The 14,672-nt window shown below is 57.6% G+C and carries 6 protein-coding genes and 4 pseudogenes; all 10 read left to right on the forward strand.

All coding sequences use genetic code 11. The features are described from left to right. On the forward strand, nt 1–450 hold the full coding sequence (locus IPP88_18555; protein MBL0124638.1) for a hypothetical protein: 450 nt from the start codon (nt 1–3) through the stop codon (nt 448–450). 352 nt (nt 451–802) lie between these two features. Further along, a complete protein-coding gene (locus tag IPP88_18560) occupies nt 803–2,245 on the forward strand; it encodes a hypothetical protein (GenBank protein ID MBL0124639.1) in 1,443 nt (480 codons plus the stop codon). Between the two features lie 1,067 nt (nt 2,246–3,312). Then, nucleotides 3,313–5,244: a CZB domain-containing protein gene (locus IPP88_18565; GenBank protein MBL0124640.1), complete on the forward strand. Its 1,932-nt coding sequence runs from the start codon at nt 3,313–3,315 to the stop codon at nt 5,242–5,244. 49 nt (nt 5,245–5,293) lie between these two features. After that, nucleotides 5,294–5,662, forward strand: coding sequence for a PAS domain-containing protein (locus IPP88_18570; GenBank protein MBL0124641.1), 369 nt, complete (start codon nt 5,294–5,296; stop codon nt 5,660–5,662). Nucleotides 5,663–5,835: 173 nt separating this feature from the next. After that, nucleotides 5,836–6,717, forward strand: a pseudogene (locus IPP88_18575) (Cache 3/Cache 2 fusion domain-containing protein). Then, nucleotides 6,718–6,939: pseudogene (locus IPP88_18580) on the forward strand (hypothetical protein). It abuts the pseudogene before it with no gap. 672 nt (nt 6,940–7,611) lie between these two features. Next, nucleotides 7,612–8,438: pseudogene (locus IPP88_18585) on the forward strand (hypothetical protein). A gap of 261 nt (nt 8,439–8,699) precedes the next feature. After that, on the forward strand, nt 8,700–9,164 hold the full coding sequence (locus tag IPP88_18590; GenBank protein MBL0124642.1) for a cache domain-containing protein: 465 nt from the start codon (nt 8,700–8,702) through the stop codon (nt 9,162–9,164). A gap of 73 nt (nt 9,165–9,237) precedes the next feature. Continuing rightward, the gene (locus IPP88_18595; protein ID MBL0124643.1) at nt 9,238–11,592 is read left to right on the forward strand and encodes a HAMP domain-containing protein; all 2,355 of its coding nucleotides are present in this window, start codon (nt 9,238–9,240) and stop codon (nt 11,590–11,592) included. Between the two features lie 1,651 nt (nt 11,593–13,243). Further along, nucleotides 13,244–14,113: pseudogene (locus IPP88_18600) on the forward strand (methyl-accepting chemotaxis protein). The last annotated feature ends 559 nt before the right edge of the window (nt 14,114–14,672 follow it).

A 14,672-nucleotide genomic window follows, 5' to 3' on the forward strand; every position in this document is an offset into this window, starting at 1 on the left:
ATGAAACTAAAACATCAATTTCTCGCACTCATCGCCGTCATTTTCATGGGTTTCACAATCGTCGGCGGATTTTCCTACTGGGGTTTATCCAAGATGAAGGTCAACGGTCCGATCTATATGCAGATCGTGCAAGGCAAGGACTTGGTGGCCGACATCCTCCCCCCGCCGGAATACATTCTCGAAACTCATCTTGTCGTTCACCAATTGCGATTCGCAACAACTGCATTCGAAAGGGATGCGCTGATCAAGCGAATTGATGCGTTAAGAAAGGATTTTGATGAACGCAATGTCTACTGGAAACAAGCCAATCTTGACCAAGCGCTAAACAAACCGTTCTTCGAAGAAGCTACGGCGCCGGCCAACGCTACTTCAAGAAACTCGGCGCGGATTTTGTACCCGCCGCGCAGGCGGGCGACATCAAACGGATGGATAGTCTGCTGGTTGAACTGAGTCGCGAATATGACGTACATCGCAAAGGTATTGATGAGTCAGTCGCGATCGCCAACAAAAACAATACGCAACTTGAACAGAATGCAGCGGAATTGGATAAGTACGTAATAGCCGTCTGCCTGATTGCCTTCGCCCTCGCACTGGCCTGTCTGCTTTTGGCAACACTTCGGATTAGCAGGAGGCTGATATCCGCACTTGGCGGCGAGCCCGCAACGGCAGTTGCATTGGCCAACCAAATCGCGGCTGGCGAACTATCACCAAAGTTCGAACTGACGCCAGGCGATACCACCAGCATTCTTGCCAGCATGAAATCCATGCAGGAAAGCGTGCAAGCCCAGGGGCCGATGCGGCGATGCTGTCCGAGGCGGCCATTGCAGGCAAACTTTCCACGCGCGCCGACGCCAGCAAACACAAAGGCGAATTCAACCGCGTCGTTTCCGGCGTGAACCAAACCCTGGACGCCGTGATCGGCCCGCTGAACGTGGCCGCAAGCTACGTCGACCAGATCTCCAAAGGCGCGATACCGGCCAAGATCACCGACAGCTACAACGGCGACTTCAACGCGCTCAAGAACAACCTCAACGTCTGTATCGACGCCATCAACGCCCTGGTCGCCGACGCCAACATGCTCGCCAAGGCCGCCGTCGACGGCAAACTTGAAACCCGTGCCGACATAACCAAGCATCAAGGCGACTTCAGGAAAGTCGTCGAAGGCGTGAACGCAACGCTGGATGCGGTAATTGCGCCGCTCAATGAAAGCATGCGAGTACTGGAATCGATGGCACGCGGCGATCTCACCGTAAGCATCACTCGTGACATGAACGGAACATTCCGCCAACTGCGAGACGATACCAATACGGTCGTGGAAAAGGTAAGTGACATCATCAGGCAAATCAAAGACTCGACTGAGTCTATCAATGTGGCATCAAAGGAAATTGCCCAGGGCAACACCGACTTGTCTTCGCGCACCGAAGAACAGGCCTCCAGCCTCGAAGAAACCGCGTCGTCCATGGAAGAACTCACCTCGACCGTGAAGCAGAACGCCGAGAACGCGAGACAGGCCAATCAACTCGCCGCCGGCGCCTCGGATGTCGCCGTGCGCGGCGGCGACGTGGTCGGTCAGGTCGTGACCACCATGAGCTCGATCAACGAGAGCTCGAAGAAGATCGTCGACATCATCAGCGTCATCGACGGCATCGCCTTCCAGACCAACATCCTGGCACTCAACGCAGCGGTCGAAGCCGCCCGGGCCGGCGAGCAGGGTCGCGGCTTTGCGGTGGTCGCCACCGAAGTACGCAATCTGGCCCAGCGCAGTGCGGCGGCGGCCAAGGAGATCCAGGAGCTCATTGGCGACTCGGTCGAGAAGGTTGGCGCGGGCACCAAGCTGGTGGACGAAGCCGGCAAGACGATGGAAGAGATCGTGAGCTCGGTGAAGCGGGTGACGGACATCATGGCCGAGATCACCGCGGCCAGCCAGGAGCAGAGCACCGGCATCGAGCAGGTAAACCAGGCGATCACGCAGATGGATGAAGTCACACAGCAGAATGCGGCGCTGGTGGAACAGGCGGCGGCGGCAGCCGAGAGCATGGAAGAGCAGGCGGGGAATCTGTCGCAGGCGGTGTCGATCTTCAAGCTGACCCAGCAGGCGGGGCGTCCGGCGATGGAGAAGCCGGCACCGGCGAAGGTGGCGAATCTGTCGAACCACCGCAAGCCGGCACAGCTTGCGCATCACGCGGCGGCAAAACCCCAGGCGGCAAAGGCGGCGGGCGGGGATTCGGAATGGAATGAGTTTTAGGGAAGACAACACATAGGCATCCGTCATTCCCGCCGCGACCAACGGGAAGTCCTGAGGTGCCGCAGGAATGACGGAATGTGAAGCAACTGTAGGGTGGGCAAAGCGCAGCGTGCCCACCCAAGATCGGGTGCGCCGATTTATTCAGCGGTTGGAATGATGGATTTTGGGCGCGAACAGTGACCGGAAGAACGGATACATGCCGATGACACAAACAATTCACACCCCCTATTGCAACAATGTCGCGGTAGCCACGCCACGCAAAGGCTTTGGCGCAATGCCATTGCGGGCAGCGCCTGCTGGCATCGATCGCACTGATACTGGTCGTCGCTGCGGGTCCGGCATGATCTATCGGCACCACACCGCCCGGCGCGACAGCTCCATTGCGCAGGCAAAGAACTTTGCCGAAAGTGTGAATCAGATGACGCTTTCAACGGTCACCGCGATGATGCTCACTGGTGTCGTCCAGCAACGGAGCGTATTCCTGGACCAGATACGCAATTCAAATGACGTGAACGACATACGCGTATTCCGCCATACACCTCCGATCGTCGCCCAATTCGGTCCCGGCACAGCGGACAGCGTGCCCACCCCGGAAGAAAAGGCCGCCATGGAAAAAGGGCAACCAGTGTTCAAGGTTGCGGAGGATCAAAGTCACCTGAACGCTATCTTTCCCGTGCGCGCGTCGCGCAACTACTTGGGAAAGGACTGCTTGCTGTGCCATCAGGTCAAGGACGGCGAAGTCATTGGCGGGGTCAGCATGCGAGTCAGCCTGAAAAAGACGCAGGCTGAACTACAGAATTTCACCTGGCAGATTTCCCTCTTGGCCTTTGGCCTGAGCCTGCCCCTGCTCGGCGCGATATTTCTGCTCATACGCCGCAATGTCGCCAAACCACTGGGCGGCGAGCCAGCTGAGGCAACGGAAATGGCAAACCGGATTGCGGAAGGCGATCTCTCAACAAAAATTGCCGTCAAGCGCGGTGATACCACAAGTTTGATGGCATCCATGGCAAAGATGCAATCCCACCTGATCGAGCGAAACGACACGGACGCCAAGGCCGCCAGCCGAGATGCTACGCGTCAAGAATGCTCTCGATCGCGTCACCTCCTGCGTGATGATCGCCGACGTAGACGGCAAGATTATCTACATGAACGAAGCCGTGAGGCAGATGTTTCGCGACGACGAAGCCGACATTCGCAAGGATCTTCCGAATTTCAGCGTTGATACTGTGCTCGGGTTTAGCGTCGATCAATTCCACAAGCAACCGGGAATGCACAAAATGCTGGCGCGGCTGACGCAGCCGCACCGATCGTCGATGATCCTCGGCAATCACAGCTTCAACCTGACTACGGTGCCGGTGATCGACATGAACAATCAGCGTCAGGGTACGGCCGTGGAATGGACTGAGCGCACCGCGGATGTCGCGGCGCAGGCCGAAGTTGAAGGGCTGGTGCAAGCAGCAAACGAAGGTGATTTCAGCAAACGAGTCAAGGTCGACGGCAAGGACGGCTTTCTCAAAGTACTTGCCGAAGGCATCAACGCTTTGATGCAAACCAGCACCGTTGGCTTGGCCGACGTGGTAAGGGTATTGGGTGCGTTGGCCAAGGGCGATCTGACCGAGAAGATCGACGGCGACTACAAAGGCACCTGGGGCCGGATGAAGGACGACGCCAATACCACGGTCGATAAGCTGACCGAAATCATCACCTTGATCAATGAATCCACCGAATCGATCAGCGTGGCCTCCAAGGAAATCGCTTCCGGCAACAATGACTTGTCCAGCCGCACGGAAGAGCAAGCCTCCAGTCTCGAAGAAACCGCGTCGTCAATGGAAGAACTCACCAGCACGGTGAAGCAGAACGCGGAGAGCGCAAAACAGGCCAATCAGCTCGCCGCCGGTGCATCCGATGTCGCGGTGCGCGGTGGCAAAGTGGTTGGCGAAGTCGTGACCACCATGAGCTCGATCAACGAGAGCTCGAAGAAGATCGTCGACATCATCAGCGTCATCGATGGCATCGCCTTCCAGACCAACATCCTGGCCCTCAATGCCGCGGTCGAAGCCGCCCGTGCCGGCGAGCAGGGACGTGGGTTTGCAGTGGTTGCTTCGGAAGTACGCAACCTCGCGCAACGCAGTGCGGCAGCCGCCAAAGAGATAAAGGAACTGATCGGTGATTCAGTCGAAAAGGTTGGCGCGGGCACCAAACTGGTCGACGAAGCAGGCAAGACCATGCAGGAAATCGTTGCGGCGGTGAAGCGCGTGACCGACATCATGACCGAGATCACGGCGGCCTCCCAGGAGCAGAGCACCGGTATCGAGCAGGTGAACCAGGCGATCACGCAGATGGATGAAGTCACACAACAGAATGCGGCGTTGGTCGAGCAGGCGGCGGCAGCAGCGGAGAGCATGGAAGAGCAGGCGGGGAATCTTACCGTTGCGGTACGTGTATTCCGGCTGGATCGCACGTCGACGGTGCTAGGTGCTGATTTCGACTTCGACAAAGCGGCGCGCGCGCACATTGAATGGAAGCACCGGTTGCATGACTGCATCGACGGCAAGGGCGAGCAACTCGACGCTGCTGCCGTTTCCAGCGACAACCGCTGCGCCTTGGGTACGTGGATGTATGGCCCTGGCAAAATATTCGCCAGGCATTCGGAATACGAAACGCTGCGCTCCACTCACGCCGGATTTCATCGTTGCGCGGGAGAGGTGACAAGGCTGACGCAGGCCGGTGAGCCGGACGCCGCGCAGCAAATGCTTGATACGGCATTCGAGGCCGAATCGAGGAAAACGATCGAGAAGCTCCACGCGATGCAAGGCGTGGTGGCAAAGTCGGCTGCGAATCGCACGCAGGAGAAAGCGGCATCACCGCGCGGAACTCAACCCGCGTCAAGCGTCGCGCGGCTGCGGCAACAGCAGGTCAAAACGACTGCGAAAGCACCACCAAGAACAATTGCAAAATCGCGCGCGGCAAGCGGCGGCGCGGAATGGACCGAATTTTGACAATGCAACACTTAGTGAACAGCGCACATTTACCCGAGGCAATCGCATCATGAGAAAAAATCTTCCCGTCACACAGACAGAAATTCAGTTGGGCGACGATACGCTAATTGTCTCGATCACTGACCTCAAGGGGAGGATCACGTATGTCAACAAGGATTTCCTTGAGATCAGCGGCTTCACTGAGTCGGAACTTATGGGCTCCGCGCACAACATTGTGCGCCATCCCGACATGCCGCCGGAAGCATTCCAGGATCTCTGGGACACCCTGAAAGCCGGGCGCCCATGGAAGGGTTATGTCAAGAACCGATGCAAGAACGGCGACTACTACTGGGTCGAAGCGCACGCAACGCCGATGTGGGACGACAACAAAGTGACCGGCTATTTGTCCGCGCGACGCAAGGCGCCAGGGAAAAGGTGACGCTTGCCGAAGAAGCCTATCGGCAGTTTAGGGAAAACCAGGCGAAGGGTCTCGCCATCAAGGATGGATGGGTAGTGTCGACCGGCTTGTATGCGCGCCTGAAGAGGAAATTCGCCGACGTGTCGGTGGCGACGAAATTGGGCCTGGCATGCACGGTTAGCGCGGCGTTGATCATGGGCGCGACCGCCATCGCCCTGGGACATCACATGTCTGGCGTGCTCGCCGCGCAGGGTTTGACAGAATTGCAGCAAAACCTGAAACTGATTCGTAACATGGTTGAAGTACGCGCGGGCGCACTGGATAAGGAAGTGGGCCGACTCAACGATATATTCGCGGCCAATTACCCCGAACCGCTTTCATTGGACGGCACCGCCGAACTGCCTTTGCTCAAGCACGGCGGCACACCGGTCAATCAACGTTACGACGATGTCGATCGATTCACGCGCGTCACGGGTGCCGTGGCCACGCTCTTCGCGCGCACGGGCGATCAATTCGTCAGGGTAACCACATCCGTCAAGAAGGAAGATGGCTCACGCGCCATCGGCACATTCCTGACCGCGGATCATCCCGGATACAAGCGATTGATGGCAGGCGAGCGCTTCATCGGCAAAGCCGTGCTGTTTGGCAAGGACTACTACACCAGCTACACCGCAATCAAGGACACGGAGGGCAAGGTCATCGGTGCAAGCTTCGTTGGCCTCGACGTTTCCGCCGAAATCGTCTCACTGCGGGAAAAGATCAAGCAGGTCAAGGCCGGTACGACCGGCTACTTCTATATCCTCGACAGCAAGCCCGGCAAGGACTTCGGAAATCTGGTCGTTCACCCGGCCAAGCAGGGCCAGAATATCCTGACGGCAAAGGATGCAGGCGGTCGCGAATTCATTCGCGAAATGCTGGAGAAGAAGCAAGGCACGATCCGCTACCCGTGGGCCAACACCGAGCTGGGTGATACCGCCGCAAGAACCAAAGTTGTCGTCTTCGATACCTTTACTGACTGGCAATGGCTGATAGGCGGCGGGACATATATTGACGAATTTGAAGCTGCCGCGCGCCTGATGCTGCAGTTCCTCTGGGCCGCGGCAGCCTTTGTGGTGGCCGCACTCGTTGGCCTGGTCTATTGGTTGGTGCGGGTCCTGATCCGCAATCCTCTTCGATTGCAGGTACAGCCGGCTGTCCGCCATCTTTCTGAAGGCCGATACGACAATCAACTCGATCTCAGCCGCAACGACGAGATAGGCAAGGTACTGCAGGGCTTGGAGACGATACAGGACCGCCTCGGCTACGAGGTTTCCGAAATCAGGCGGAACGCGGACGAAATGGCCCGCGTCCGTTATGCGCTCGGACAGGTCACAGTGCCATTGACGGTCGCCAATGAACACAACCGCCTAATCTATATGAACGCCGCGGCTGAAGCGCTGTGGCAGGCGATGGCCCCGGAGATCCGCCGCAGCAATCCGGAATTCGCCGTGGAGAAAATGCTCGGCACACGCCTGTCACCGCATTTCGGCAGCGATGCCGCGACGCTTCTGGCGACTGAAGAGGTGAAGGAAACGAAGGTATTGAATGTGTCAGTTGCCGGTCACGACCTCCGCATTACCGTCAGCCCCGTGAAAAATGAGAGAGGGCAAGATCTCGGCTGTGTGACCCAGTGGCTGGATCGTACCGCTGAAATCGTCGTGGAAAAGGAAGTAGGCGGAATCGTGAAGGCGGCCAGCGAAGGCGATTTCACCAAACGCATCGCGCTTGATGGTAAGGACGGATTCTTCCGGCAACTGGCCGAGGGGATCAATACCGTGACGCAAACGAGCGAAGTCGGCCTGAACGAAGTCGCGCGCTTGCTGGAAGCGCTGGCGAAAGGCGACTTGACGGAGAAGATCACCAATGAATATCAGGGAGCGTTCGCGCGGCTGAAGGAAGATGCCAATTCGGTTGTGGATAAATTGACGGAGATTGTGGGCAGCATCAAGGAATCGACCGAATCGATCAGTGTCGCATCAAAGGAAATCGCATCGGGCAATACCGATCTCTCCAGCCGCACGGAAAGCCAGGCCGCAAGTCTGGAGAAAACTGCCTCCAGCATGTCGGAGCTGACGTCCACCGTAAAACAAAATGCCGAGAACGCAAAACAGGCAAATCAACTCGCGGCCGGCGCATCCGGCGTGGCGGTCAAAGGCGGCGTCGTCGTCGGCAGGTCGTGACCACGATGAGTTCGATCAATGAGAGCTCGAAGAAGATCGTCGACATCATCAGCGTCATCGACGGTATCGCGTTCCAGACCAACATCCTTGCGCTGAACGCAGCCGTGGAAGCGGCCCGCGCAGGCGAACAGGGCCGCGGCTTTGCGGTGGTCGCCACCGAAGTCAGAACGCTTGCGCAAAGGAGTGCAACCGCGGCGAAAGAAATCAAGGAGCTAATTGGGGACTCCGTCGAGAAAGTCAGCGCGGGCACCAAACTTGTGGGCGAAGCGGGCAAGACGATGGAAGAAATTGTCGCCTCGGTAAAACGCGTGACGGACATCATGGCCGAGATCACGGCAGCGTCCCGTGAGCAGAGCGCCGGTATCGAGCAGGTCAACCAGGCGATCACGCAAATGGACGAAGCCACGCAGCAGAATGCCGCGTTGGTCGAACAAGCCGCCGCCGCAGCCGAAAGCATGGAAGAGCAGGCAGGAAATCTCGCGCAGGCGGTAGGCGTATTCAAGCTTTCGCAAAGTGAGCGCCGAGGACCCGACCGCGCGAATAACGTGGCCCGATTGCCAGTGGCGGCGAGACGATGAAACCGTAACCTTCGGCGTTGTTATTGAGGTTTCCATAAATCAATACACCGTTCGGGCTGAGGTATCGAAGCCCTTTCACCCTTCGATACCTCAGGGCGAACGGGAATACTGTTTGTCACTAATAGTGGAAAGCGCAATAGCACCGCAAAACTGTCTCGAATATCGACGCAAAACAATTAAGCATTGCGGCCTTCATGCCGAAATAGCATCACAGCCGCCATTTTCGCTTCTATTGATGTTTCACAATTTAGGAGAATACCCATGAAACGTAACCCAACAATCCCGTACTTTCTTGCTGCCATGCTTGGCCTCGCAAGCATGCATAGCGCAATTGCCGCCAGTGGCGCCACGGCCAAAGAAGCCGAGGCAATGGTAAAAAAGGGCACGGCCTACATCAAGGCCAACGGCAAGGACAAAGGCTATGCCGAAATCGTCAACAAGAAAGGCCAATTCACGGATCGCGATCTTTATCTGGTCGTTTATGGTCTGGACGGCAAGGTCTGGGCGCACGGCGCGAACGAAAAGATGGTCGGAAAAGTGTTGATCGACCTTAAGGATATCGACGGCAAGGAGTTCGTGCGCGAACGGGTCGAGTTGGCCAAAGCGAAGGGGAGTTTCTGGCAAGACTATAAATTTACCAATCCCACCACCAAGGCAGTCGAAAAGAAGGCCATGTACTGCGAGCGCCTTGAGGAGACGGTTGTGTGCGGTGGCATTTACAAGTAAGCACGACTGATTGGAACTCGCCACTTCAAGTGGGTTTCGACTGCTTCACGCAATTCCACTTTGAGGAGGGCACATGAAGATATGGCAGAAGATCGTGATGGCCCCTGGCGTCGCCATTCTGTTTTTGGCGCTGGTCGGGACCATCGCGTACGGCGTGATCGCCAGTCAGCAAGCCGCGTTGGGCGACATGTATCACCAGCGATTTGCGAACTACCGGTTTGCAGCGGCATCCGCCCAGTCCCTGTCCGAGGTGCATACCAACACCTATCGTCTCTTCACCTGGATTGCCAATCTCAAGGAAGACAAAATAAAGCAGATTGTCGACGAGCAGGCAAGCCGTCTCAATTCGGTCGTATTGAAGGTCTCCGAGGCCGGCAAGCGACCTGAAATCAGCGATGGCGAGCGCAAGCTGATCGATGGAGTATTGAAAAAACTGCTGAAGTACAAGCAGCAGATCGACATGGCGATCGACCTTAGTACGGTTGACATCAACACCGGCATGAGCGCCATGCAGACCGCGGACAGCACTTTTGTCGAGCTTCACAAAGAGTTCACACAGCTGATCGAGTTACAAACGAAGCTTGCCGAGGCGAGCTATGGCGACGCCGCAAGCGCATCCAGCAGGGCGATCGCAAGCATATTGGCACTCGTGTTGTTAGCGTTAGTTGTTTCAGCAGGACTGACGTACTTCATGAACCGCCTGATCACGCGACCGCTGGCGCAGGCTGTCGGCGTGGCGGATGCAATTGCCGAAGGCAAGCTGAATAGTCAGATTACGGTCACTTCCCGCGACGAAACAGGCAAGTTGCTGTTGTCGCTAAAGACGATGCAGACCCAGTTGCTTGAACGTACCGAGGCAGACGCCAGGATCGCCGCCGAGATGGTGCGCATCAAGAACGCGCTGGACCGCGTCACCTCCTGCGTGATGATCGCCGACGTAAGCGGCAAGATCATCTACATGAATGATGCGATCAAGAAGATGTTTCGCGAGGATGAGGCAGACATACGCATGGAGCTGCCCGGCTTCAGCGTCACAACCGTAATTGGCACTAGCGTCGACCAGTTTCACAAAAAGCCCGGGATGCACAAGATGCTGGCCGGGCTGACGCAGGCGCATACGTCACCGATGAGTATCGGCAAACACAGCTTTACGCTGACCACGGTACCCGTGATTGACGAGAACAGCCAGCGTCAGGGAACGGCCGTTGAATGGACCGAGCGCACGGCGGACATGGCTGCACAGTCTGAAGTCGAGGAACTGGTGCGGGCCGCCAATGACGGCGACTTCAGCAAACGCATCGCCGTCGAGAGCAAAGAAGGTTTTCTCAAGGCATTGGCCGTGGGCATCAATGGGCTGATGGATACCAGCCAAGTGGGCCTGAAAGACGTGGTTCGCGTGCTGGGGGCGTTGGCCAAAGGCGACCTTACCGAGAAGATAACCGGGGAACACAAAGGTACTTGGGGACAGATGAAAGACGACGCCAACGCCACCGTTGACCGCCTGACCGAGATCGTCAGCCAGATCAAGGAGTCGACCGAATCGATCAACGTCGCCTCGAAGGAAATCGCCTCAGGCAACACCGACCTGTCTTCGCGCACCGAAGAACAGGCCTCCAGCCTCGAGGAAACCGCGTCGTCCATGGAAGAGCTGACCTCGACCGTGAAACAGAACGCCGAGAACGCGAGACAGGCCAATCAGCTGGCGGCTGGGGCCTCGGATGTCGCCGTGCGCGGCGGTGACGTGGTCGGTCAGGTCGTGACCACCATGAGCTCGATCAACGAGAGCTCGAAGAAGATCGTCGACATCATCAGCGTCATCGATGGCATCGCCTTCCAGACCAATATCCTGGCACTGAATGCGGCGGTCGAAGCCGCCCGGGCCGGGGAACAGGGTCGCGGTTTTGCGGTGGTGGCCACCGAAGTCAGAAACCTCGCCCAGCGCAGTGCGGCGGCGGCCAAGGAGATCAAGGAGCTCATTGGGGACTCCGTCGAGAAGGTCGGCGCCGGCACCAAGCTGGTCGACGAAGCCGGCAAGACGATGGAAGAGATTGTGAGCTCGGTGAAGCGGGTGACGGACATCATGGCCGAGATCACGGCGGCCAGCCAGGAGCAGAGCACCGGGATTGAGCAGGTGAACCAGGCGATCACGCAGATGGATGAGGTGACGCAGCAGAATGCGGCGCTGGTGGAACAGGCAGCGGCGGCGGCCGAGAGCATGGAAGAGCAGGCGGGGAATCTGTCGCAGGCGGTGTCGATCTTCAAGCTGACCCAGCAGGCGGGGCGTCCGGCGATGGTGAAGCCGGCTGCGGCGAAGGTGGCGAATCTGTCGAACCACCGCAAGCCGGCACAGCTTGCGCATCACGCACCGGCCAAGCCAAAGAGTGTAAAAGCGGCAGGCGGCGGGGATACGGAATGGAATGAGTTTTAGCGCAAGCAGCAAAACAACGATCCGTCATTCCCGCGTCCCTCGGGACTTCCTTTGGTCGTAGCGGGAATGACGGGAAATAGGGCAAATGTAGGACGCGCAAAGCGCAGCGCGCCCACCCTACATCGGACGGCCGACTTTTTCAGCGGTTGGAATGTCGGAATTGAGGCGCGAACAGAGACCGGAAAAACGGATACATGTCATGACACAAACAATTCACACCCCAAAGACCAATATCGCGGGCGCCTTGCCACGCAGACGTTTCAATGCAATGCCACTGTGGGCGCGCCTGTTGGCATCTATTGCGCTGATACTGGCCGTGGTGTGGTCGGTCATGATCTATCTTACCTATACCGCGAGGCGCGATAGTTCCATTGCGCAAGCACAGAATTTTGCCGAAAGCGTCAATCAGATGACGCTTTCGACCGTTACCGCAATGATGATTACCGGTGTTGTACAGCAACGAGGCGTATTCCTGGACCAGATACGCAATTCAAATGATGTCAACGACATTCGCGTATTCCGCCACGCTCCCATCGTCGCCCAATTCGGCCCCGGCACGGCGGACAGCGCACCCACGCCGGAAGAAAAAAACGCCATGGAAAGTGGGCGGACGGTTTTCAAGGTCGCGGAAGATCAAAGTCACCTGAACGCCATTTTCCCCGTGCGTGCATCGCGCAATTTTCTGGGCAAGGATTGCCTACTATGCCACCAGGTCAAGGACGGCGAAGTCATTGGCGGGGTCAGCATGCGCGTCAGCCTGAAAAAGACACAGGCCGAACTGCAGAGTTTCACCTGGCAGATTTCCATTCTGGCCTTTAGCCTGAGCCTGCCCTTGCTCGGCGCAATATTTCTGCTCATACGCCGCAATGTTGCCAAGCCACTGGGAGGAGAACCAGCCGAGGCAACGGAAATGGCCAACCGCATTGCGGCGGGTGATCTAACCACAACAATTTCTGTAAAACGAGGTGACACCTCGAGCCTGATGGCGTCCATGGCAAAGATGCAATCCCACCTGATTGAGCGCAATGACACGGATGCCAAGACTGCCAGCGAGATGCTACGCGTCAAGAACGCCCTGGATCGCGTCACTTCCTGCGTGATGATCGCCGACGTAGACGGCAAGATCATCTACATGAACGAAGCCGTGAAGCAGATGTTTCGCGACGACGAAGCCGACATCCGCAAGGACTTGCCGAATTTCAGCGTCAACACGGTGCTCGGATTCAGTGTGGATCAATTCCACAAGCAACCGGGAATGCACAAATTGCTCGCCCGGCTGACGCAGACGCACAAGTCGTCGATGATTCTCGGTAACCACAGCTTCAACTTGACCACCGTGCCGGTAATTGACGAGAACAACCAGCGCCAGGGCACGGCTGTGGAGTGGACCGAACGCACCGCCGATATCGCCGCACAAGGTGAAGTCCAGGGTCTGGTGCGGGCCGCCAACGACGGCGACTTCAGCAAACGCATTGTCGTTGAAGGCAAGGAAGGCTACTTAAAGGGGCTGGCAGAAGGCATTAACGCATTGATGGATACCAGCGAGGTCGGCCTGAATGACGTAGTACGTGTGCTCGCCGCACTGGCCAAGGGTGACCTGACCGAAAAGATCAGCGGCGAATACAAAGGCACCTGGGGCGTTATGAAAAGTGATGCGAATACGACCGTCGACCGCCTCGCCGAAATCGTCTCCAGCATCAAGGAATCTACCGAATCCATCTCAGTCGCTTCCAAGGAAATTGCCCTGGGCAACACCGACCTGTCTTCGCGCACCGAAGAACAGGCCTCCAGCCTCGAAGAAACCGCGTCGTCCATGGAAGAGCTGACCTCGACCGTGAAACAGAACGCCGAGAACGCCCGCCAAGCCAATCAGCTGGCCGCCGGGGCCTCGGATGTCGCCGTGCGCGGCGGTGACGTGGTCGGTCAGGTCGTGACCACCATGAGCTCGATCAACGAGAGCTCGAAGAAGATCGTCGACATCATCAGCGTCATCGACGGCATCGCCTTCCAGACCAACATCCTGGCCTTGAACGCGGCGGTGGAAGCCGCCCGGGCCGGCGAGCAGGGTCGCGGCTTTGCGGTGGTCGCCACCGAAGTACGCAATCTGGCCCAGCGCAGTGCGGCGGCGGCCAAGGAGATCAAGGAGCTCATTGGGGATTCTGTCGAGAAGGTTGGCGCGGGCACCAAGCTGGTGGACGAAGCCGGCAAGACGATGGAAGAGATCGTGAGCTCGGTCAAGCGGGTGACGGACATCATGGCCGAGATCACGGCAGCGAGCCAGGAGCAGAGCACCGGTATCGAGCAGGTGAACCAGGCGATCACGCAGATGGATGAAGTCACACAGCAGAATGCGGCGCTGGTGGAACAGGCGGCGGCGGCGGCGGAGAGCATGGAAGAGCAGGCGGGGAATCTGTCGCAGGCGGTGTCGATCTTCAAGCTGACCCAGCAGGCGGGGCGTCCGGCGATGGTGAAACCAGCAGCGACCGTAGCGCGGTTAAGGCAAACCCAGGTGCGAAGTTAGCTGATGCCCGACCACCACAATTCTTGAAAAAACCTTTGAAGGTGCCACGATGCTACACAAGCTGACGTTGCGATGGAAGATGCTGTTGTCACTAGGGCTCGCGTTTGCGCTGTTCGTTGCTGCAATTGCCTTGGCGGTCAACGGGCTAAGTCGGGTAAGCACCCGATTTGAACAGTTCATCGAGCAAGATGACGCGTTATCCCAATCGATTTCATGGATGTATGCACAGGGCCTGCAAATGGGCCAAGCCGTGCGCAACATCGTTCTCGACCCAGGAACCAAGGCCGCGTACAAGAATCTTGACGACGCGGGAGTGGAGTTCCAAAAGGCGCTTGACCGCGGCCTTGCGTTGGCAAAAAACGAGCCGCAAACATTGAAGGTGCTCGAAGAAATTGCCAGGATGCGAGCTGCGCAGCAACCATTGCAGCAGTCAATTGCGCAGGCCGCAAAGTCCGACAAATCCATGGCGATGCAATTGCTGAACGAGAAAGAAACCCCGTCGTGGCGAGAGATGAAAGGTCGCCTGCTGGAGTTGATCAAGGCGAAATCCGCGCAGGTG

The organism is Betaproteobacteria bacterium, from assembly GCA_016720925.1.
Lineage (GTDB): Bacteria > Pseudomonadota > Gammaproteobacteria > Burkholderiales > Usitatibacteraceae > UKL13-2.

What these genes read in the sequence shown, in the direction of transcription:
- IPP88_18555 (MBL0124638.1), top strand. Translation starts at nt 1, where the DNA reads ATGAAACTAAAACATCAATTTCTCGCACTCATCGCCGTCATTTTCATG.
- IPP88_18560 (MBL0124639.1), top strand. Translation starts at nt 803, where the DNA reads ATGCTGTCCGAGGCGGCCATTGCAGGCAAACTTTCCACGCGCGCCGAC.
- IPP88_18565 (MBL0124640.1), top strand. Translation starts at nt 3,313, where the DNA reads ATGCTACGCGTCAAGAATGCTCTCGATCGCGTCACCTCCTGCGTGATG.
- IPP88_18570 (MBL0124641.1), top strand. Translation starts at nt 5,294, where the DNA reads ATGAGAAAAAATCTTCCCGTCACACAGACAGAAATTCAGTTGGGCGAC.
- IPP88_18590 (MBL0124642.1), top strand. Translation starts at nt 8,700, where the DNA reads ATGAAACGTAACCCAACAATCCCGTACTTTCTTGCTGCCATGCTTGGC.
- IPP88_18595 (MBL0124643.1), top strand. Translation starts at nt 9,238, where the DNA reads ATGAAGATATGGCAGAAGATCGTGATGGCCCCTGGCGTCGCCATTCTG.